This is a genomic window from Pseudoduganella sp. HUAS MS19, from assembly GCF_053615455.1.
On record NZ_CM132133.1, the window covers coordinates 5,469,131 to 5,490,686 of the forward strand.

The window sequence follows — 21,556 nt, forward strand, 5'->3', positions numbered from 1 at the left end:
TCAGGCGCGAGCCGCAAACGGGTTGATGGCATGCCAGTGGCGCTCGATGTAGTCGATGCACTCGCTGCGCGGCGCAGGGCCATGCTGCGCATGCCAGCCTGCCGGCTGGGGCGCGAATTCCGGCCACAGGCTGTACTGGCCCGAGCCATTGCGCAGCACTGTGAACTGGTAGCTTTCATCATCAAAAGGATTGGTGTTGTCTTCGTTGCTCATGGTCGTCGGTTCCAGTCAAAGTCATTCATCAATTCACACAGACCCTCCAGCAGGCCATCGCGCCAGCACAGCCAGTCATGGCCGCCGCGCACCTCGCGCAGTTCGGCACGGTGGCCCGCGGCGCAAAGCGCCCGGTGGAAGGAACGGTTAGGGCCAAGCATGCTGTCCTCGTAACAGCCGATCTCCAGCAGGAAGCGCAGCGGCATGCCTGCCGCCAAGCCGCGTTCCACTTCGCCCGCCAGCCAGCCGCCGCTGGCCGTATCGCTTGGGTCGGGCCACCAGAACGAGCCTGATTGGCTCAGCACATTGCCAAAGCGCTCGGGCCAATGCAGCGCCGCATAGGCCGCGCCCAGGCCGCCGAAGCTCTGGCCGGCAATGACGGTGCGTTCAGGCTGCGCAGTGAACGGCTCGAGCGCATGCACCGGCGGCAGCAGGTCCTGCTGCAGGGCGATCCAGAACGGCGCATTGCAAGGCAGCTCCTGCGCGCGCTTTTCCGGCGATACGGCGTCAAGCAGCAGGTAGACTGCCGGCGGCAGCTTGCCCTGTGTGGTCAAGGTATCGAGTGCCCCGAACAGGTTTACCTGGCGTGCCCAATAGTGGCCATCGAGCAGCACCGCCAGCGGCGAATCGTTTGCTTGCGCTTCTGGCGCCGTGCGATAGATCCAGGTATCGCGGGCGTTGCCAAGGGCCGCGCTTTGCCAGCGCAAGCGCTGCAGCCGGCCTTGCGGCAATCCGGCGTCCGCCCATGCCGGATGTGCGGCAGCGTCCGGCAGCAGCAGTGCGGACAGCGGCTGGCCCCAGCCGCCGCCATGCCGTGGTCGCCGGTTCAACGGGTCTGCCTGGGCGTTCGTTTCGAGAAGGCCGGTCCACCAGCGCCGCAGCTCGGGGGCGCCGCCCTTTTCAGGCGCCGGCCGGTCCGCACCCACCGGCATCAGGAAGTAGCTGCCGCGCCAGTCGGAAGACAGCCGCGTGCTCCAGCTCCAGACGTCGGTACCGGCATGGTGGCGCAAGGCTGCCGGCCCGGTGCTGGGGTGCGGCGTATGCGAGTACACATCGATATAGACGGCATGGACTTGCCCCCCGGCGGGCGCGCGCCACAGGAAGGTGACGTCGTGTGCACCTGCCGTATCGCCTGCAGCGCTCAGCAGCGGCGTGCCGCGTGCCGCGGCTTCGCTCCACCATGCGGCGCTGCCAAGGTCGGCGCGATGCATCATGCCTGGCGCTCCTGCGCCACAGCCAGCGCCGGCGCCTCGGCGGCTGGCGCCGCCCATACGCTGTCCACCGGGCCGCCGCGGGCGCGGCGTGCGGCCAGGCGGGCCGCCCATGCCAGCAGCAGGGCCAGTACGAAGGCGGTCAGGTCCACCGCCACCGCGCCCAGGCTGCCGTGCGCCCACATGCCAAGCGAAGGAAGGAGGCGTGCCAGCAGCGAAGTGAGGGGAATGGCGAAACCGGCTGCCGCGCACAGCGCCAGCAGCTCCGGTGCCGCGCGCGCCGCGCCGCGCCAGAAAGCCCAGGCCACGCAGGACAGGAATAGCGCATAGTAGGACATCAGCAGCACCGCATTCAGGTTGTCCGCCGACGCGTGCAGCCATTTGGCTGCCAGCAGCGCCCCGGCCACGCCGGCCACGCTGCCCAGGCACATGCCGACCGTCGCCGCCGCCAGCAGGGCGGTGCGGCGGGGCTGCACCGGCGGCGCCTGGTCGCGCAGCTGGTTCTTGCGGCGCTTTTCGACCCACAGCAGGTTGCCGGAATAAAACAGGAATGCGCCCGACAGCCCGAATACAAAGTACACCCAGCGCATCCAGTTCCCGCCGTAGCTGCCGAAGTGCAGCGCAAAGAACGAGGCCGCGATACTGCTCCAGGTATCGCTCCTGGTCGGCAGCATGCTCGTGTTCAGCACTTGTGCGCTGTACGGATCCATCAGCAGGAAGCCCGACACGGCGCCGCGTACCACATAGTCCTCGTTGGCCACGCCGACACGCACCAGCGGGCGCGGGCTCTCCAGATCCATGAACAGCATTTCCGTCACCGCGAAGCCCGGCGCTTCCTGCTGCGCGCGGCGTACCAGCTCGCTGGCCGGCGCCAGCTTCGACACGTCCCCCGGCCCCGGCGTCCCGGCCGGGCGCGACCACATCTTCTTCTCGCCGTACACCACTTCCTGCAGTCCATCGTAGAACTGGTCGTGGAAGGCGAAGACAATCACTGTCAGGCTGATCACGAGGTGGAACGGCAGGCTGGCAATGCCGACCACATTGTGTGCGTCGAGCCAGAAGCGCTTGCGGTTCCTGCCCTTGCGCAGCGCGAAGAAGTCCTTCACCAGCGTCGGTAACAGCAGCACCACGCCGGAGACCAGCGCCAGGAAGTACAGCACGCCCGCCACGCCCATCAGGTAGACGCCCAGGTACTCGTCACCCAGCGTGCCGGGAATACCGCCGGTGCGGTGCAGCATGTCGACCAGCTCGCCAAACAGGGATGGCCGCACTTCCTGCGCGGCCAGTTTGCCTTGCCCATCCAGCGTTGCCTGCCAGCGTGTGGCATCCAGGTCGATGTCGCGTGCCGCATGAGCCGCGCTCCAGGTCACCGGCGCCGGGTTGTTTTCATGCTGCACCAGGTGCAGGGTGAACTCCTCGCGGGCGGCGGGGTGGGCCGCCAGCACCTCGCGCACGACGGTATCGACCTGCTGCGGCGCCAACGCCGAGACGGGTGCGGACGGCGCGCTGACCCAGCGCTCCAGCGGATGCTTGAACATGGTCAGCGCACCGCCGAAGAAGCCGATGAACAGCAGGATACCGGCGCAGATGCCGGTCCAGGTGTGCAGGGATTGGTAGATGCGAAGGATATCGCTGCGAACTTTCATGGCTTACCCCAGGCTGGTACGGACATGGAACAACAGGCTGTACGCCAACACATTGGCGCCGCCGAGCCACAGCACGGCGCGCAGGCCAGTGCGGAACAGATAGACGGAAGCGAACACGATCATCCACAGCGGCGCCATGCTCCACATGACGACCTGTGCTTTCTCGCGTGCGCCGATGCCGCCGGGACCGGCCCAGGCGAAGAGGCCGGCCAGGGCCAGTGCCAGGGCGCCGCCCAGTACGGCGCCGGCAAAGGTCTTGCTCCACCAGTCGGGGCGGATCGCGTCCGCTTTGGCGTTCATGGTTTTCCTTTCAACAGGGAGGCAAATGGCAGCAGGCTGAAAACCAGCATGCTGGTGACGGTCCACGCGAACGCCGCTGCCAGCGGCGTCAGCGCAATGCAGGCGCTGGCCAGTGCCAGCAGCAATGCCAGCACGCCGGCGGCAGCGCCAAGCGGGCCAATGGGTTGCGCCAGCCAGCCCTGGTGGCGGTGGCTCAGGTACAGCAGGCAGCAGCCCGCGATATCAAGCAGTAGGAACAGGATCATTTGCTAATGCCCGGCGTTGGCCGAGTTTCAGGATGGAGAGATAGAACAGGGGCACCAGGAATACTCCCAGCGCGGTCGAGAGGAGGACGCCGCCCAGCACGCTGGCGCCGATGGCCTGCTGCGCGGCTGCGCCCGGACCGGAGGCCAGCACCAGCGGCACGATGCCAGCGCCGAATGCCAGGGAAGTCATCAGGATGGGCCGCAGGCGCTGGCTGGCGGCTGCCGTGACGGCGCTCCAGGGCGCCTGCCCCGCACGCACCGCAGCCTCGGCGAATTCCACGATCAGGATCGCGTTCTTGGCCGACAGGCCGACCGTGGCCAGTACGCCCACCTGGAAGAAGATATCGCGTTCCAGGCCAAGCAGGCCGGCGCCTGCCACGGCACCCAGTACGCCGGGCGGAACCGCCAGCAGCACGCAGAAGGGGATCGACCAGCTGCCGTACAGGCCGGCCAGGCACAGGAAGACGAACAGCACCGACACCGCATACAGCAGCGGCGCCTGGCCGCGCGAGAGCTGGTCCTGGTAGGACAGGCCGCTCCAGGCCAGGCGGCTGGAAGGCTGCGCGGCCACCAATGCCTCCAGGCGCGCCATCAGTTCCCCCGAGCTCGCGCCGGGCGTGCCGGCGCCGCTGATATGCACGGCAGGCAGCCCGTTGAAACGGCGCAGCTGCGTCGGGCCGCTGTCCCAGCGCGTGGAGGCGAAGGCGGACAAAGGGGTCATGGCATTGCCGTCGCCGCGCACCGACCAGTGCTGCAGGTCGTCCGGGGCGGCCCGCCATTGTGCGTCGGCCTGCACCAGTACCTTGCGCACGCGGCCCTCATGCAGGTAGTCGTTGACGTAGACGCCGCCCCAGGCGGAACTGAGCGTGCTGTTGACGTCATCCAGGTCCAGGCCCAGCGTGAGGGCCTTGGCCTGGTCGATATCGATACGCAGCTGGGCCTTGCTTTCACTGCCGTCGGCCTCCGCATACATTATCCCCGGCAGCTTGCCTGCGCTGGCAGCCAGGGCTGCGGCACGCCCGGCCAGTTCCTCAGCAGTCGCGCCGGAAGTGTCCTGCAGCCAGAATTCGAAGCCGCTGGCCTCGCCCAGGCCGTCGATCGGTGGCGGCACCATGGCGAATACGCGCGCGTCGCGCAGCTTGCCCAACGCTGCGGTGGCGCGGGCGGCGATGGCTTGCGCCGAATTCCCGGCGCCCTTGCGCTGCGACCAGTCCTTCAGGTTGACGAAGGCCATGCCGGCGTTCTGGCCCGCACCGCCCATGCCCATGCCGGCGATGGTGTACACCATGGTAACGTTGGCTTTCTCATTCTCCCGGAAATGGCGCTCCACTTCGCGCGCCAGCTCGGCGGTGCGAGGATAGGTGGCGCCGGCAGGCAGCGCAAAGCGCACCATCACCGTGCCCTGGTCGTCCACCGGTATGAACGAAGCCGGCAGGCGCTGGTAGCCCCAGGCGGTAGCGCCCAGCAGGACCGCATACACCAGCGCCAGGCGCCATGGCCGGCCCGGCAGCCCTTGCAACAGCCAGTCGTAGCACCGCTGCAGCGCAGCCATGGCGCGTGCGAACCGGCCGTCAACAGCGTGCGCCGGGGCGGGAAGCAGCAAGGCCGCGCACAGCACCGGCGTCAGGCTGATCGCCACCAGCACTGACAGCGCCATGGCCGTCACCAGCGTGATCGAAAACTGGCGGTAGATCACCCCTACCGAACCGGGGAAGAAAGCCATCGGCAGGAATACGGCGCCCAGGACGATGGCGATGCCTGCCAGGGCACCGGTGATGCCGCGCATCGATTGCAGCGTGGCCTCGCGCGCGCCGATGCGCTGCTCCGCCATGATGCGCTCGACGTTCTCCACCACGACGATGGAATCGTCTACCAGCAGGCCGATCGCCAGCACCATGGCAAACAGGGTCAGTGTGTTGATCGAGAAACCGGCCAGGGCCAGTACGCCGCAGGTTCCCAGCAGGACCACCGGCACGGTAATCACAGGCACCAGCGTGGCGCGCCACCCCTGCAGGAAGACGAACATCACCAGCACCACCAGCAATACCGCCTCGGCCAGCGTCACGGCCACCTGGCGGATCGACAGCTTGACGAAGCGGGTGGCGTCCTCCGGGTAGGCCACTTCAACGCCGGTGCGGAACGAAGGCTGGAGCGCAGCGATCCGTGCACGCACGCCGGCGGCCGTGGCCAGTCCGTTGGCACCGGGTGCAAGCATGACGGCAAAGCCGGAAGCCGGCTGGCCATCCAGGCGCGAGGCTGCGCCGTATGCTTCGCTGCCGATTTCCACACGCGCCACGTCGGACAGCCTCACCACGGCACCGTCCTGCCGGGTCTTCAGCACCAGGTCGCGGAACTGCTGCGGTGTTTTCAGGCGCGACAGCGCGGTGACGGAAACGTTCAGAGCCTGGCCCGCCGGCGCCGGACGGGCGCCTAGCTCGCCGACCGGCACTTCGGTATTCTGGCTTTCGATGGCGCGGATCACGTCGGCCGGCATCAGCCCGAAGCTGTGCAGCCTGTGCGGGTGCAGCCAGACGCGCATGGCGTACTGCGAACCGAAGCTGCGCACCTCGCCGACACCTGGCACGCGGCTGACGGCATCGATCACCTGGCTGCTCATCCAGTCCGACAGGGCCGCCTCGCCCAGCGCGCCGCGACGGTCGCTGAACACCACCACCATCAGGAAGCTGTTCTGCATCGCCGTCACACTCAGGCCGTTCTGCTGGACGGCGCGCGGCAGGCGGTAGGCCAGCTGGTTGACCTTGTTCTGCACCTCGAGCTGGGCCAGCGCGGGATCGGCACCCTGCTCGAAGGTGAGCATGATTTCCGCCTCGCCGGAGGAACTGCTGCTGGCGTCGAAATAGGTCAGGTGCTTCAGGTTCTTGAGTTCCTGCTCCAGTACCTGCACCACGCTGTGCTCGACCACCTGGGCCGAAGCGCCCGGATAGCTGGCCGCCACCCGTACTGTCGGCGGAGCGATGTTCGGGTACTGCGCCACCGGCAGCAGGACCAATGCCAGCAGGCCGCCCAGCATGACAACCGTTGCCAGGACCCAGGCCAGGACCGGCCGGGCAATAAAGAAACGCGCCACCACCGGTCAGCCCTCGCGCCCGGGCAGCGCCGCTGAGGACGCGGCACCAAGCGCCGCGACCGCAGCCGAGGCGGCCGGCGCGGACGACGCGGCTGTGGCCGGCGCCGACGCAGGACGCCCTGCCGATGCGGCAGCAGGACGGGACGCCGCCGGCGGTTCAGCCGACGCCGCCGCAGGCGCATGATTGGCCTTCTGTGCCGGGTCGCGCCACTCGACGGCGTGAACCCGGCTGCCCGGCGCAGCCTTCATGCCGCCTTCAACGATCACGCGTTCGCCCGCGCTCACGCCGGAGAGCGCGGCCCAGCGTCCCTGGTGGCTGCCGGCGAGCACCAGCTGGCGCGGCTCGACCTCACCCTTCGCATTGACCACCAACGCGGACGCCTGCTCGCCGTCGCCCAGGCGCACCGCCTGCTGCGGCAGCATCACCGCTTCCGGCTGCACCCCATGTTCGACGCGGGCCCGCACATACATTCCAGGCACCAGCAGGCGCTCCGGATTAGGGAAACGTGCCCGCAATGTCACCATGCCGGTCTGCTGGTCCACCTGCATTTCGGCGAACTGCAGCTCGCCGGCATGGGCATACTGGCTGCCATCCTCCAGCGCCAGCGTCACCGCACGCGCGCCGGGCTTGATGTTTCCGCTGCGCAGTGCACGCTGCAGGGCCAGCATCTGCTGGCTGGACTGCACCACGTCCACATAGACCGGGTCGAGCTGCTGCACGCGCGCCAGTGGTTCCTGCTGCGCGCGCGACACCAGCGCCCCTTCGGTCGCTTCCGCGCGGCCGATGCGCCCGGCAATCGCGGCCCGCACCTCGGTGCGCTGCAAGTCGATTTCTGCCGAGCGCAGGGATGCGGCGCGCGCGCGTACCCGCGCCAGCCCTTGCTGGTAGTTGGCCTGCGCCAGGTCGTGATCCTGCTGCGTCACCGTACGCGAGTCGAGCAGGCGCGCATAGCGCTCCGCGATCACGCGCAGGTTGACCAGGCTGGCCTTCTCCAGCGCCAGCTCGGCGCTGGCCTGCTCCTGCCGCGCCGCATAGCTTGCGCTGTCGATGCGGTACAGCAGCTGCCCCGCGCGCACATCCGCGCCTTCCTCGAAATAGCGCTGCACGATCACGCCGTCGACCTGCGGGCGCACCTCGGACACGCGCACGGCCGCCACCCGGCCCGCCAGGTCGCTTTGCAGCGGCAGCTTTTCCAGCGCCAGCGTGGCAACTGCCACTTCCGGCAGCGGTGGCGTGGGCGGTGCTTCCTGCTTCGCGCCGCAGGCGGCCAACAGGAGCGGCACGGCCGGCAGGTACTTCATAAATTGCATGGTTGCTCCAGTTTGTTCATGCGGCCAGTGTGGCGCCGCCATCGACGACCAGGTCCTGCATGGTGATGTGGCTGGCCAGGTCGGAAGCCAGGAATACAATGGTGTTGGCGATCTCGCGCGCCGAGGCTATCTTGCGCAGCGGGATGCCCAGCTTGAACTGTTCCGGTAGTCCCGCGATGGTGCGCTGCATGCCTTCCTCGTCGGGCAGCATGGAGCGCAGCATCGGCGTATCGGTGGAGCCGGGCGACACCAGGTTGCAGCGCACGCCGTACTGTGCCAGTTCCAGCCCGGCGCAGTGGCTGAGACTCACCAGGGCCGACTTGGAGGCGCAATAGGCCACCATGTTCAGGCGCGGCACGTGCGCCGCATTCGAGGCGACATTGACGATGCTGCCCGAGCGCTGCGCTTTGAACTGCGGCAGCAATTGGCTGAGGATATGGAACACCCCGCTCACATTGATGTCGAAGCAAGCCTGCCAGTCTTCGGCGCTAGTGTTTTCCAGCCGGCCCAGGCGCAGCACGCCGGCCGCGTTGACCAGCACGTCCACGCGCGGCGTCTCCAGCAGCAGCTGGTCGCAGGCTTTCGCAATCGCGGCACGGTCGGTGATGTCCAGCTGCACCGTCTTGAAGGGATACTTCTTGCCGTGCAGCGTGCCCAGTTCGGTGTCGAACTGGCGGTCGATGCCGATCACCCGCGCGCCCAGTTGGCGGAACGCCATTGCCGCCTGGTAGCCGATACCGCGCCCGGCGCCGGTCACCCACACCTGTCGCCCCTCGAAATACAGGCCGGGAGGACGCGGCGGCGCTTGCGGGCGAGCCGAAGTCAGGTTGTTCTGGTCAGCCAGGAACATGGCTCACCTCATGCCGCAAGCTTACGCTGCAGGACATCCCACCACGCGTTGAGCGTCGGCGTGCCAGCCAGCTCCTCAAAGCTTACGCGCAAGCCGAGCTTCTGCCATTCGGCCACCAGCACCATCACTTCCATGGAATCGAGGCCGTAGTCGACCAGGTTGTCGTCCGGGCCGAAGCCATCCTCCTCCAGACGCGGCAGCAGGCTGGCGCGCAGCCATTCGATCGACAGCGGCGGACGCTGCGCCAGCACCTGCGCCGTGTGCGTCACGCTGCCGCAGCGGCCGGCCACGTAGCGCAGGGCCATGCGGTGTTCCTCTTCACTGAAGTCGGCCAGCGCATCGGCCACCATGAAAGGCTGCACGTCGCGCATGAAAGCGTCCAGCGCCGTCGTCATGCAGCCGATATGCGCGTAGACGCCGGCGATCAGCAGCTGGTCGCGGCCCCAGTCGCGCATCATCTGCTGCAGCTCGGAGCGCTGGAAGGCGCTGTAGCGCCATTTGACCAGGACCGTATCGCCCGGCGCCGGCGCCACGGCAGCAGTGACCTGCTGCAGCGCCGGGTCGGCGCTTGTCAGGCCGGGTCCCCACATATCGTTCAGCAAGGCGCGCTCTTCGGCGCTTTGCCTGACCGGCTGCGCGGTGTACACCAGCGGCACGCCGCAGGCCCGCGCCCACGCGCACAGGGCGGCGATATTGGCAACCAGCTTGGTGCGCAGCTCGCTGTCCTCGCCGTAGAAGCGCAGGAAGTAATCCTGCATATCGTGCACCAGCAGCACGGCGCGGCGGGCCTCCAGCTGCCACGCCACCTTGTTGGCCGGCAGCCAATCCGGCATCGGCATCGGGTAGGAAGAAATCACGGGAATACTCATGGTCCTGGCTCCATCTCAATTGGGAATGCTGGCGCGCAGCGCCAGCTTGTCGGTCTTGCCGACCGCCGTCAGCGGCAGGCGGTCCAGCATTTCGAAGCGGTCGGGCAGCTTGTAGTCGGCCACGCCCAGGCCGCGCAGGTACTTGCGCAGTTCGACCGGGCGCAGGCCCCCGGCTCTCGGCACAATGCAGGCGCAGCTCATTTCGCCCAGCAACGCATGCGGCACCGAAATCAGGGCCGCCTGCAGTACGCCCGGATGGCGCAGCAGCAGGTTCTCCACTTCTTCCGCTGCGATCTTCTCGCCGCCGCGGTTGATCTGGTCCTTCACCCGGCCGACCACGCGCAGATTGCCGTCGGCGCCGCGCTGTACCAGGTCGCCCGTGTGGTAGAAGCCATCCGCATCGAACACGCGCGCATTGTGTTCCGGCGCGCGGTAATAGCCGCGGAAGGTATACGGGCCGCGCGTTGCCAGCATGCCCGTCTCGCCGTCGGCCACTGGCTGGCCGCCGGCATCGAGTACACGCACTTCGTCGGCATCGCTCATGGGGCGGCCCTGCGTCGTGTAGACCACATCATCCGGGTCGTCCAGGCGTGTGTAGTTGACCAGGCCTTCGGCCATGCCGAACACCTGCTGCAGCGCGCAACCGAGCTCCTGCGGCACGCGGCGCGCCAGCGCTTCGGCAAAACTGGCGCCGCCCACCTGCAGCAGGCGCAGCGAAGCCAGTTGCGCGCGGCGTTCCGCCTGCTGGGCAGCCTGCAGCCACAAGGTAACGGCGGAGGGAACCAGCGCCGCCATGTTCACGCGGTGCCGCTCGACCAGGCCGAAGCAGGCCAGCGGCTCCGGCGCGCGCGCCAGCACTACGGTGCCGCCCGCGTGGAACACGCCCAGCGCGCCGGGAGAACTGAGCAGGAAGTTGTGCCCGGCCGGCAGCGCGCACAGGAAGCGCGTGCCGCGCTCCAGGCGGCAGATTTCCGCGCTGCGGCGCACGCTGTAATAGTAATCGTCATGGGTACGCGGAATCAGTTTGGGCGTTCCGGTACTGCCACCGGACAGCTGGAAAAACGCCACTTCGTGCGCGGGCGAATGCTGCGGACGCGGGCCGATACCCTGCGCCTGCTCCCGGAATCCATCCTCTCCCAGCACCATGGTGTGCGGCACCGCCAATTCGCGGGCAAACGCTTCGTTTGCAAACAATGGGTGGCTGGCCGAGGCGACCAGCAGCCGGGGTTGCAGCTGCTGCGCATACGCCGCCAGTTCCAGCCGCTGGTGGCTGAACAGCGCATTGACCGGCGCCACTCCGGCCTTCAGCAGGCCAAAGAATGCGACGTAGAATTCGGCCACATTGGGCAGTTGCACCAGGGCCGTATCACCCACGCCCAGGCCGCGCCGCGCCAGCACCTGCGCCAGCTGCTCCGCCTGTTCGTCAAGTTCCCGGTAGCTGAGCATGCGTTCGCCGCAGATGACGGCGATGCCTTGCGGATGCTCGCGCGCCTGGCGTTCCAGGATTTCGTTCAGCGGCATGCCGGTCCACAGGCCTTGCGCCCGGTAGCGCTGCGCTGCGTCCTGCGGCCACGGTGTGAAGGCGATCATGCTGCCTCCCTTGCGGTCAAAGCGCCAAGCATGGTCTGCAGCTTGGCCTGGGTTTCCGCCCACTCGGCATCGGGGCAGGAATCGGCCACGATGCCGGCGCCGGCGAACAGCTGCACCCGGTTACCGGCCACGCGGCCGCAACGGATGGTGACTGCCCACTCGCCGTTGCCCTCGTCGTCGCACCAGCCCACCATGCCGGCGAACAGCCCCCGGTCGAACGGCTCCACCAGGTCGATCAGCTTGCGCGCCAGGCGCGTTGGAAAACCGCAGACAGCCGGCGTCGGATGCAGGCGGCAGGCCAGCTCCAGCGCGCCCATTGCAGGATCGTGCAGCACGCCCTGTATCGGCGTCGACAGGTGCCACATCGCCGCCGTGGACAGCAGTGATGGATGCTCAGGAATCGACAGCTGCCGGCAAACCGGAGCCAGCACGCGCCGGATTTCATCCGTGACGAGCCGGTGTTCGTAGGCGTCCTTGGACGAGCGCAGCAGCGCATCGCTGACCTGGCGGTCGCGCACCGGATCGGCATCGCGCCGCGCGGAACCTGCCAGCGGGTTGGATTCCATGCGCGCCCCATCCTTGCGTACCAGCAGTTCGGGACTCACGCCTACCAGTTCGGAGCCGTCGGCCAGCGGAAGCCGGAACTGGAATCCGGAAGGATTGCGCGCCACCAGCCGCCGGAAGATGTCGCCGGCATCGGCAAGGCCGGCCAGTTCGACATCCAGCAGACGAGACAGAACCGCCTTGCGGATCTCGCTCAGGCCAAAGTTGGCGACTGCCTGGCGCACGCCCTGCTTGAATCGCTCTTCGCCGGGAATGCTTTGGGCGTGCAGGATGGGCGGCAGTTCCACCGCGCCGCCCTGCAGCACTTCCTTGCGGTCGACAAATTCCGATACCTGCGGCACCACAAGCGCGGACGGCTGTCGTGTATCGAACGGAATGGCGCCCAGCGCCACCGGATGGGGATTGCCGCGCATGCGCGCCCGGCGCAAGGCTGCCGCCACATCGGCCTGCAGGCGGCCGGTATGATGTGCCGGCGTATCGATGCGTTCAGCAACGCCGCTGCCACGCAGCGAACGGTGCGGCGACAGGAATAAGCTTGTAGCCATGTTCTACCTCGCAAACTGTTGAATGGTTCGCTGGCTTTACGCTGGCTGGGGGAATCAGGGGATCCAGCCCCTGCGGGCGTCAGAAGCCGTAGCTGGCGCTGACGTAGTAATTGCGGCCCAGCTCAAAGAAGCTGAAGTCCTTGCTCTTTCTGGACAGGTCGACGTCGGTCAGGTTCTTGACGCCGGTGCGCAGGGTCCAGTGCTTGCCTGCCTTGGCGGACATGCCGAGGTCGACGCGGGTATAGCCGGGCAGCTCCTTGCCGGAGTAGAACTGCTTGCCCGTATAGTGCGCTGCCAGCGATGCCTGCACGCCCGGCACTGCGGTCCATGTCAGCCCGACGCGGCCCACGTTTTCCGGGCGGTTGTCCAGGACCGTGGTCTTGCCGTTCTCGTTGACGTAGTCGGCCTTCAAATGGGTGAAGTTGCCGGACAGGGTCAGGGAAGGATGCAGCTGCACGCTCGCTTCCAGTTCCAGGCCTTTGGTCTTGGCTTGCGCCACGTTGACCCAGCGGCGCGCGTTGGCCGCCGCATCGTAGGTTGCCACGATCATGTCGTCCACGTCGTTCTTGAATACGACTGCGGTCAGGTCCCAGCCCTTCTGGTGGACTTCGAAGCCCAGCTCATAGTTGGTGCTGGTCTCCGGCGACAGTTCCGGGTTACCGGCCAGGAAGCAGCTGCCGCCGCAGCTGACGATGCGGTATTCCTTGCTCAACTGGTAGGAATCCGGCGCCTTGAACGCCTTGCTGATGCCGCCCTTGACGGTCAGGACATCGCTGCCCTGCCAGACCAGGTAGCTCTTTGGCGAGAAGTGGCTGCCGAACACGCTGTGATCGTCCAGGCGGCCGGCCAGGGTCAGGCGCCAGTCCTTCGCCAGCGACAGTTCATCCTCGACGAAGGCCGCCTTGCTGTCGGTGCTGACCTTGCCGGTGTCCAGGTAGCTTGCCGCATCGCGGATCACCTGGCGGCGCAGGTCGATACCCGCGGTCAGCGCGTTGATGCCGAAGGTGGTGTTGCCGTAGAACTTGGCGTAGGTGTTGTCTTCTTTCAAGGTGCGCTGCTGCGGCGCGTTATAGCGGGTGTTGAAGTCCCGGATTTCCGCATTCTCGCGGGTGATATATGCGGTGGTATTGCCCCAGTCCCAGCTGGCGCGGTGGGTCATGCCATAGGTCTTGCGCTCGATCTCCTGGTCGCGGATATCCCTCGTTTCGAAGTTCCAAGCCGGGTAGAAGGCGTAGAAATACATCACGCGCGGACGCTCGTCCTTGTTGTAGCCCAGGTCGAAGTCCAGCGACTGGTTTTCCGCCAGTTGCCAGGTCAGCGTACCGGTCAGGTTGCTGGCTTTCTTCTCTTCCAGGCGCGGGGTACGCGTATTGTCGCCGGCAGGCGCACCCCACCATGCATCGCGGTCATAGCGTTCGCCGGCAAGGGACAGGCTGACGGTATCGCTCAACGCGCCGGACAGGTTGGCGCCCAGGCGATACTGGTCGCCGTCGTAACCGCTATCGACGGTGCGGTACTCGCCAGTGACGCTGCCCTTCCACTCCTTGGTGGCCGGCCAGGTGATGATGTTGATCACGCCACCCATCGCATCGGAACCGTACAGCGCCGCCATCGGACCACGCACGATCTCGACGCGCTTGATGCTGGACAGCGGGATGGAGCTGAAATCGAAATCGCCGCCGCGCCACAGGGCGCCGCCCGACGAAACGCGCTTGCCGTTCACCAGCATCAGCGTGTACTTGCCGCCCAGGCCGCGGATGCGGATTTCGTCGCGGCCGTTTTCGTCGGTCCGGTTGTTCACGCCGACGCTGTCGCGCAACAGGTCCGCCAGGCCGTTGGCCGGCGATTTGGCGATATCTTCCGCCGTAAGGACGGTGGTGAAGGCGGGAGCGCCGGCCACGGTGTGGGCACGCATGGAAGCGGTAACGACAACGACGTTGCCGTCGCCGACGCCACCTGCATCATCGGCAAGCACAGGAAGGCCGATGGCGGCCAGGCTCGCCGCGATGAGGGTTTTCGAGAAAGACATGACTTTGTTCAGAAATGAAAATTGAACGCAAATGATAATCATTCGCATTCAAATGTGCAAGAAGTATAAGGCAAAAAAGTTAATATGGCTTAAGTTTTAATGCTTTAGTCCAGCTACCATCGTGTCAGGAGGAAATTCATGGATCACATGCACCTGATGACGGTTTTCGTGGCGGTAGGCGAGCAGGAAAGTTTTGCGGGCGCCTCGCGCAGCCTGAACATGTCGCCTGCCGCCATCACGCGCGCGGTGGCGGCGCTGGAAAAAAAGCTGGGCGCCCAGCTGTTGCTGCGGACCACGCGCAATGTCCGCCTCACCGAGGCGGGCCAGCGTTACCTGGACGACTGCCGCCATATCCTGGCCAGCATCGAGGAAGCCAACGACGCCGCTTCCGGCGTCAATGCACCGCCCAAGGGCAACGTGACCGTCACCGCCTCCGTGTTGTTCGGGAAAACTTTCGTCACCCCTTGCATCGTGCAGTTCCTGCAGCAGTATCCGGAAGTCGACGTCACCGCCTATTTCCTCGACCGCGTGGTCAACCTGGTCGAAGAAGGCATGGACGTGGCGGTGCGCCTTGGCCCCCTGCCCGATTCGAGCATGAAGGCGCTGCGCGTGGGACAGATGCGGCGCGTGCTGTGCGCGTCGCCGGAGTACCTCGCCGGGCATGGCGTGCCGCAGCAACCCGAAGACCTGCAACGGCATACGATCATCGCCGCCAGCAATATCACGCCACGCGTGGAGTGGAAGTTCGGCCATGGGACAGGAGCGATCACGGTGCGCATGAAGCCGCGCTTCACCGTCTCCAGCAACGATGCGGCGGTTCGCGCCGCGGTGGAAGGCCTGGGCATCTGCCGCCTGCTGTCCTACCAGATGGCCGACGAACTGGCGGCCGGGAAGTTGAAGATCATCCTGGCCGAATTCGAAGAAGAGCCGTGGCCGGTGCATATCCTGCACCGGGAAAGCAAGTACGGCTCTTCCCGTGTCCGAAAATTCATCGACCTGCTGGCGCAGCACCTGCGGACGCATCCGCACCTGGCTTGAGCTTGCCCAGGAAGGCGCCGGTGATGGCCGCGACTTCGTCAAGCCTGGTGTCCATCACAAAGTGCCCACCGTCGAGGATGTGCACTTCGGCCGAGGGGTTGTCGCGCCGGAACGCGTGCGCGCCCGGCACGGTGAATGCGAGGTCATGCCTGCCCCACACCACCAGGGTCGGCAACTGGCGCTGCTTCAGCCAAGCCTGCCACGCTGGATATGCCGCCAGGTTGTACTGGTAATCGTAAATCAGGTCGGCCTGGATGCGCGCCTGCCCGGGACGATTGAGATAGGCATATTCGTCCATTCAGAGATCCGGATCGTAGGCTTCGATGGCCGGATCGCTGCCGATATGCCGCGCACGGGTTGCGGCCACCGACTGGTGCACGGCGATGACCTCCTTCTCGTGCGCGGCGCGATCCGCCCAGAAAGGCTTGCGCTTGGCCCACATCGCACCGAGGCCTTCCTCATACACATTCCCGTTCTGGAAGACCAGTGCCTGCACCGCTTGCGGCCGTGCCTGCGCCATGCGCATACCGACAGGCGCGCCGTAGTCCTGCATCAGCAGCACGTAGTGGCGCGCGCCGACGGCATCGGTGAATTTGTTCATGATCCTGGCCAGGTTGTCGAAGGTATAGCTGAATCTCGCCGGGTCGGGTGCGTCGCTGTTGCCAAAACCGGGATAGTCCGGCGCCACCAGGTGGTAGCGGTCGCCCAGCTTGCGCAGCAAGCCGTCGTACATGCGGGACGAGCTTGGCACACCATGCAGCAGCAGGACCGTCGGTTTGCTGGCATCGCCGGCTTCGCGGTAGGCGATATTGATACCGTCCACGGCGACCGTGCGGTAGGCGACGGGAGCAGCTTGCGCGGCTCCTGCGAAGGCGATAGCGGCGGCGGCGACGAATTTTCTCATGTTGTTCTCCAGTGGATGTCGATGGCCCCACTCTAGCGACGATCCCGGCCCGGCGGAACCGCGTCCAGCGAAACGGATTGTTTCGCTGGGCGTAGTTCCGGCGCATTGGGCCTCTTCCTACAATCCATCCCATCCAAACCACTTTTGAAGGAAGCGAACATGAACACCTCCCGCATCGCCGCAACCCTGGTCCTGGCCCTCGCAGCCGCCACCGCGTCCGCCGCCCCGACCGACGTACGCTACCGCAGCGTGAAGGTCGACGGCGTCAACATTTTCTACCGCGAAGCCGGCCCGAAGGATGCGCCCACGGTGTTGCTGCTGCACGGTTTCCCGACCTCGTCCCAGATGTTCCGCAACCTGATTCCGCAGCTGGCCGAGCGCTATCACGTAATCGCCCCCGACTATCCTGGCTTTGGCCAGAGCGATGCGCCGGCCGTCGATAAATTCGCCTACAGTTTCGACAACCTGGCGAATGTGGTCGACAAGTTCACCACTGCAGTTGGCGCGTCGACGTACGCCTTGTACGTGCAGGACTACGGCGCCCCGATCGGCTTTCGCCTTGCAGCCGCGCACCCGGAGCGGGTGTCCGCCATCGTGGTCCAGAACGGCAACGCTTACACCGAAGGTATCGACAATGAATTCTGGGCGCCGTTCAAGCTCTATTGGGCCGACAAATCCGAAGCCAATGCCGCCAAGCTGAAACCGTTCTTCGAGATCGGCGCAACCAAGTGGCAGTACACGCACGGCGCGCGCGACGCCAGCAGGATCAGTCCAGATGCATGGACCGTCGACCAGGCCTATATGGACCGTCCCGGCAACAAGGAAATCCAGCTCGAGCTGTTCTACAGCTACGGCAGCAACCCGGCGCGCTATCCGGAGTGGCAAGCCTACTTCCGCAAACACCAGCCGCCGATGCTGATCGCCTGGGGCAAGAACGACAAGATCTTTCCCGCTGCCGGCGCCGCGCCCTACCTGCGCGACCTGCCGAAAGCCGAACTGCACCTGCTCGACACCGGTCACTTTGCCCTCGAGGAAGACGGCGAACAGATCGGCAAGCTGATGCGCACTTTCCTCGCGCGTAACGTGAAGTAACGCAGCTTTAAGCGCCTTTGGTTGTATCAGGCTGACGCTGGGCGGTGTGGCGTTAAACGAAAAAACCCTGTCAGATCAATGACCTGACAGGGTTCTTGTACGTCCTGGTGCCGGAGAAGAGAATCGAACTCCCGACCTTCTCATTACGAATGAGCTGCTCTACCAACTGAGCTACACCGGCAAAGAGCCCGGATTATAGCAAACAAACTTGCGCGTTTGCTAGTATCGGGGCGCCATCATTGCAAAAATTACACGCCTTCCTGATGGTAGCTGGTCACCAGTGCCACTTCGTCGCGGGAGCCGAGGAAGACCGGCACGCGCTGGTGCAGCTTCTCAGGCTGGATGTCGAGGATGCGCCTCTTTCCGTCGGTCGCCATACCGCCCGCCTGTTCCACGATGAAGGCCATCGGGTTGGCTTCGTACATCAGGCGCAGGCGGCCTGGCTTGGATGGATCCTTATTGTCGGCCGGGTACATGAAGATGCCGCCGCGATTCAGGATGCGGTGCACGTCGGCCACCATCGAGGCGATCCAGCGCATGTTGAAGTCGGTGCCGCGCGGGCCGGTGGTGCCGGCCAGCAGTTCGCCAATGTAACGCTGCACCGGCGCGTGCCAGTGGCGCATATTGGACGAGTTGATCGCGAATTCCTTGGTCTTGGCAGGAATCTGCATATTGCGCTGGGTCAGCACCCACGAACCCATCTCGCGGTCCAGGGTGAAGCAGTTCACGCCATTGCCGGTGGTAAGCACCAGCAGGGTTTGCGGGCCGTACAGGGCGTAGCCGGCGGCCACTTGCTTGGCTCCTGGCTGCAGGAAGTCCTGTTCGGTCGGCTCGGTCATGCCCTCCGGTGCTTTCAGCACGGAGAAGATGGTGCCGATCGAAACGTTGACGTCGATATTGGAGGATCCGTCCAGCGGGTCGAACACCAGCAGGTATTCGCCTTTCGGGTAACGGTTAGGGATCGGGTGGATGTCTTCCATTTCTTCCGACGCCATCGCCGCCAGGTGGCCGCCCCACTCGTTCGCTTCCAGCAGGATTTCGTTGGAGATCACGTCCAGCTTCTTCTGAACTTCACCCTGGACGTTTTCCGATTCCAGCGCGCCCAGCACCTCGCCCAGTGCGCCCTTGCCGACGCTGTGCGAAATGGTTTTGCAGGCGCGGCCTACCACCTCGATCAGGAGGCGCAGTTCGGCCGGAATGGTGTGGTGCTGGCGTTGTTCTTCAACGAGATATTGGGTCAGGCTGATGCGTTTCATTGTTTCCCTAGGTTTGTGCTTAATTAGTTTGCGAGTGCTTTGCTGACCACTTCCATCACGTCATTCGACAGCGGAGTGGCGGCGGCGACTTTTTCCAGCGCGTGGCGCATATGGACTTGCAGCGCCGGCGCGTAACGGCGCCAGCGGTCCATGCTGCGTGCCAGGCGGGCGGCCACTTGCGGGTTCAAGGCGTCGAGCTTGATCACATGCTCGGCCCAGAATTCGTAGGCGCTGCCGTCGGCGGCGTGGAATTGCGACGGGTTCTGGTTGCAGAAACTGAACAGCAGGCTGCGCGCGCGGTTCGGGTTCTTCAGCGTGAAAGCCGGGTGCTTCATCAGTTCACGCACCTTGCCCACATTGGTGTGCGGAGCCGAGCCTTGCATGGCGAACCACTTGTCGACCACCAGCGCTTCGCCTTTGAAGTCCTTGTAGAAGGCGTCGAGCTGCTTGCCGGCGTCGGCGCCGCTGTGGATCAGGGCGGACAAGGCGGCAGCTCGGTCGGTCATGTTGGTGGCGGCGGCGAACTGCTCGCCCGCCAGCTTGACCGCTTCCGCATTCGGCTGCACCAGCAGGTAAGCCAGGGCCACGTTCTTCAGGCCGCGCTTGCCGGCCGAAATGGCGTCCGGGCTGTAGGTGCCGGGCGTGGCGTTGGCCGCGTACACCTGCAGCAGTTCGGCGCGCAGCGCGGTGCCGATGGCATGGCGCATGAACTGACGCGCGCTGTGGATAGCTTGCGGATGCACCACTTCCATCTGCTCGGCGATGATGATTTCGGAAGGCAGGATCAGGCACTGTTCGCGGAAGGCGGCATCGAGGCCGGTGTCGCTCAGCACGGCGCGCAGCGCGCCGATGTAGGTGTCGTCCAGCTTGAGCGGCTGGTCCTCCAGCACTGCCTGGGTCAGCGACAGCAGGCGCTCCATGGCCAGGCGCTGGCCGGCTTCCCAGCGATTTACCGGGTCGCTGTCGTAGCGGAACAGATGCAGCAGTTCGTCATCGGTGTACGGGTACTCCAGCACGACCGGCGCGGAGAAGTCGCGCAGGATCGACGGCACCGGTGCTTCGGCAATGCCTTCGAAGCGGAAGGTCTGCTCGGCGGCTGTCAGTTCCAGCACGGTCGTGGTGCCGAGCTGCTTGCCGTCCAGCGTCAGCGCCAGGTCCTTGCCGTCGCGGCCCAGCAGGCCCACGGCCACCGGGATGTGGAACGGCAGCTTCTTGTCCTGTCCGGGCGTGGCCGGGCAGGACTGGCGCAGCGTCAGTTCGTAGACCTGCTTGCCGCCGTCGTGCTGGCCGCTGGCGCTGACCACCGGCGTGCCGGCCTGGCTGTACCAGCGCTCGAACTGTTTCAGGTCGCGCTGGTTGGCGTCGGCCATTGCCGCGCGGAAGTCGTCGCACTGCACGGCCTGGCCGTCATGGCGCTCGAAATACAGGTCCATGCCCTTGCGGAAGCCTTCGCGGCCCAGCAAGGTCTGGTACATGCGCACCACTTCGGCGCCCTTTTCGTACACGGTCACCGTGTAGAAGTTGTTGATCTCGACAAACGAATCGGGACGCACCGGGTGCGCCATCGGGCCCGCGTCTTCCGGGAACTGGGCCTGGCGCAGCGTGCGCACCTGGTCGATACGGGTCACGGCGCGGCCGCTGTCGGTGCCGATCATGTCGGCGCTGAATTCCTGGTCGCGGAACACGGTCAGGCCTTCCTTCAGCGACAGCTGGAACCAGTCGCGGCACGTCACGCGGTTGCCGGTCCAGTTGTGGAAGTACTCGTGGCCCACCACGGCTTCGATGCCGGAGTAGTCGACGTCGGTCGCGGTGCGCGGGTTGGCCAGCACGAATTTCGTGTTGAAGATATTCAGGCCCTTGTTCTCCATCGCGCCCATATTGAAGTCGCTTACGGCGACAATCATGAAGCGGTCCAGGTCAAGTTCCAGGCCCCAGCGTTCCTCGTCCCAGCGGATCGAGTTTTTCAGCGACTCCATCGCATAGTCGGTCTTGTCGAGGTTGCCCTCTTCCACCCACACCTGCAGCAGTACTTCCCGGCCGGACTTCAGCTTGAATTTCTCTTCCTGGCATACCAGGCGCGCGGCCACCAGTGCAAACAGGTAGGACGGCTTCTTGAACGGGTCTTCCCACTTTGCGTAGTGGCGGCCGCCTTCGAGGTCGCCTTCTTCCAGCAGGTTGCCGTTGGAGAGCAGTACCGGGTATTGCTCCTTGTCGGCGCGCAGCATCACGGTGTAGCGCGCCATCACGTCCGGGCGGTCCGGGAAATAGGTGATGCGGCGGAAGCCTTCGGCCTCGCACTGGGTGTAGAAACCGCTGCCCGAGGTGTACAGGCCGGACAGCGTCGTGTTCTCAACCGGGGCACAGGTCGTTTCGATTTCCAGCACCACGTTGACGGGGGCATTGCGGATGGTCAGGGTATTGTTGCTAATAATATATTGACCAGGATTCAGCGCCACCCCGTTCATGCGCAGGGCAACCAGTTCGATGGCCTCACCGTGCAGCACCAGGTCATGGCTCTTGCTATCGGGGTTATGCCGCAGGTGCACGCGGTTGGCGACGATGGTGCGGGCGGGATCAAGGTCGAAGCCCAGTTCCACGGTCTCCACCAGGTAGCTGGGCGGGGTGTAGTCTTTACGATAGATCGTTTGAGGGCTGTCGGTACGCATGGTTTGGGCGAGCGAGGACAAAGAAGGCTATTTTACCAATACCGGGCAAGGGGTACGCCCGATTCTTTTCCGGTGTCCCTGTGGGGGTAACATTCTGTAATAATTAGGTGAAACGCATGTTGCCGGATTAAACTGGCTT

At 65.5% G+C, this 21,556-nt stretch carries 18 protein-coding genes and 1 tRNA gene; 2 read left to right on the forward strand and 17 right to left on the reverse strand.

What is annotated here, in order from left to right; all coding sequences use genetic code 11:
• The 12 genes from ACWBU6_RS25055 to ACWBU6_RS25110 form a co-directional block, all read right to left on the reverse strand.
• Entirely contained in the window at positions 1-213 is a 213-nt protein-coding gene (locus tag ACWBU6_RS25055) for an MbtH family protein (protein ID WP_452646044.1), read from the reverse strand.
• The gene (fes, locus tag ACWBU6_RS25060; protein WP_452646045.1) at positions 210-1,427 is read right to left on the reverse strand and encodes an enterochelin esterase; all 1,218 of its coding nucleotides are present in this window, start codon (positions 1,425-1,427) and stop codon (positions 210-212) included. The genes ACWBU6_RS25055 and fes overlap by 4 nt, the downstream gene beginning before the upstream one ends.
• Positions 1,424-3,070: a PepSY-associated TM helix domain-containing protein gene (locus ACWBU6_RS25065; protein ID WP_452646046.1), complete on the reverse strand. Its 1,647-nt coding sequence runs from the start codon at positions 3,068-3,070 to the stop codon at positions 1,424-1,426. Before ACWBU6_RS25065 ends, fes begins: the two co-directional genes overlap by 4 nt.
• A gap of 3 nt (positions 3,071-3,073) precedes the next feature.
• Positions 3,074-3,370 (reverse strand): hypothetical protein, encoded by a 297-nt coding sequence (locus tag ACWBU6_RS25070; protein WP_452646047.1) that lies wholly within the window; start codon positions 3,368-3,370, stop codon positions 3,074-3,076.
• Positions 3,367-3,615 carry a hypothetical protein gene (locus tag ACWBU6_RS25075; protein ID WP_452646048.1) on the reverse strand — a complete coding sequence of 83 codons (249 nt, stop codon included), beginning with the start codon at positions 3,613-3,615 and terminating at the stop codon, positions 3,367-3,369. The genes ACWBU6_RS25070 and ACWBU6_RS25075 overlap by 4 nt, the downstream gene beginning before the upstream one ends.
• A complete protein-coding gene (locus tag ACWBU6_RS25080) occupies positions 3,593-6,703 on the reverse strand; it encodes a multidrug efflux RND transporter permease subunit (protein WP_452646049.1) in 3,111 nt (1,036 codons plus the stop codon). The genes ACWBU6_RS25075 and ACWBU6_RS25080 overlap by 23 nt, the downstream gene beginning before the upstream one ends.
• 6 nt (positions 6,704-6,709) lie before the next feature.
• On the reverse strand, positions 6,710-8,014 hold the full coding sequence (locus ACWBU6_RS25085; RefSeq protein ID WP_452646050.1) for an efflux RND transporter periplasmic adaptor subunit: 1,305 nt from the start codon (positions 8,012-8,014) through the stop codon (positions 6,710-6,712).
• Between the two features lie 16 nt (positions 8,015-8,030).
• A complete protein-coding gene (gene dhbA, locus ACWBU6_RS25090) occupies positions 8,031-8,864 on the reverse strand; it encodes a 2,3-dihydro-2,3-dihydroxybenzoate dehydrogenase (protein ID WP_452646051.1) in 834 nt (277 codons plus the stop codon).
• Positions 8,865-8,872: 8 nt separating this feature from the next.
• Positions 8,873-9,733 carry an isochorismatase family protein gene (locus ACWBU6_RS25095; protein WP_452646052.1) on the reverse strand — a complete coding sequence of 287 codons (861 nt, stop codon included), beginning with the start codon at positions 9,731-9,733 and terminating at the stop codon, positions 8,873-8,875.
• A 15-nt stretch (positions 9,734-9,748) separates the two neighbouring features.
• Positions 9,749-11,323 carry a (2,3-dihydroxybenzoyl)adenylate synthase gene (locus ACWBU6_RS25100; RefSeq protein ID WP_452646053.1) on the reverse strand — a complete coding sequence of 525 codons (1,575 nt, stop codon included), beginning with the start codon at positions 11,321-11,323 and terminating at the stop codon, positions 9,749-9,751.
• Positions 11,320-12,432 (reverse strand): isochorismate synthase, encoded by a 1,113-nt coding sequence (locus ACWBU6_RS25105; RefSeq protein WP_452646054.1) that lies wholly within the window; start codon positions 12,430-12,432, stop codon positions 11,320-11,322. The genes ACWBU6_RS25100 and ACWBU6_RS25105 overlap by 4 nt, the downstream gene beginning before the upstream one ends.
• A 79-nt stretch (positions 12,433-12,511) precedes the next feature.
• Positions 12,512-14,461 carry a TonB-dependent receptor domain-containing protein gene (locus ACWBU6_RS25110; protein WP_452646055.1) on the reverse strand — a complete coding sequence of 650 codons (1,950 nt, stop codon included), beginning with the start codon at positions 14,459-14,461 and terminating at the stop codon, positions 12,512-12,514.
• Positions 14,462-14,599: 138 nt separating this feature from the next.
• On the opposite strand from ACWBU6_RS25110, the gene ACWBU6_RS25115 reads away from it, so the two are divergent.
• Positions 14,600-15,499 (forward strand): LysR family transcriptional regulator, encoded by a 900-nt coding sequence (locus tag ACWBU6_RS25115; RefSeq protein WP_452646056.1) that lies wholly within the window; start codon positions 14,600-14,602, stop codon positions 15,497-15,499.
• On the opposite strand, the gene ACWBU6_RS25120 is transcribed toward ACWBU6_RS25115, so the two are convergent.
• A complete protein-coding gene (locus tag ACWBU6_RS25120; RefSeq protein WP_452646057.1) occupies positions 15,450-15,797 on the reverse strand; it encodes an alpha/beta fold hydrolase in 348 nt (115 codons plus the stop codon). The two genes, ACWBU6_RS25115 and ACWBU6_RS25120, sit on opposite strands and share 50 nt — an antisense overlap.
• On the reverse strand, positions 15,798-16,403 hold the full coding sequence (locus tag ACWBU6_RS25125; RefSeq protein ID WP_452646058.1) for an alpha/beta fold hydrolase: 606 nt from the start codon (positions 16,401-16,403) through the stop codon (positions 15,798-15,800). It lies immediately after the preceding gene.
• 159 nt (positions 16,404-16,562) lie between these two features.
• Between ACWBU6_RS25125 and ACWBU6_RS25130 the strand changes: the two genes are divergently transcribed.
• Positions 16,563-17,495, forward strand: coding sequence for an alpha/beta fold hydrolase (locus ACWBU6_RS25130; RefSeq protein ID WP_452646059.1), 933 nt, complete (start codon positions 16,563-16,565; stop codon positions 17,493-17,495).
• Between the two features lie 105 nt (positions 17,496-17,600).
• Here ACWBU6_RS25130 and ACWBU6_RS25135 read toward each other — a convergent pair.
• The 3 genes from ACWBU6_RS25135 to pepN all read right to left on the reverse strand — a co-directional run bounded on the left by ACWBU6_RS25135 (position 17,601) and on the right by pepN (position 21,417).
• Positions 17,601-17,676, reverse strand: a tRNA-Thr gene (locus ACWBU6_RS25135).
• Between the two features lie 67 nt (positions 17,677-17,743).
• Positions 17,744-18,751 (reverse strand): class 1 fructose-bisphosphatase, encoded by a 1,008-nt coding sequence (locus tag ACWBU6_RS25140; RefSeq protein WP_452646060.1) that lies wholly within the window; start codon positions 18,749-18,751, stop codon positions 17,744-17,746.
• A gap of 23 nt (positions 18,752-18,774) precedes the next feature.
• Entirely contained in the window at positions 18,775-21,417 is a 2,643-nt protein-coding gene (gene pepN / locus ACWBU6_RS25145; protein WP_452646061.1) for an aminopeptidase N, read from the reverse strand.
• Positions 21,418-21,556 lie beyond the last annotated feature (139 nt).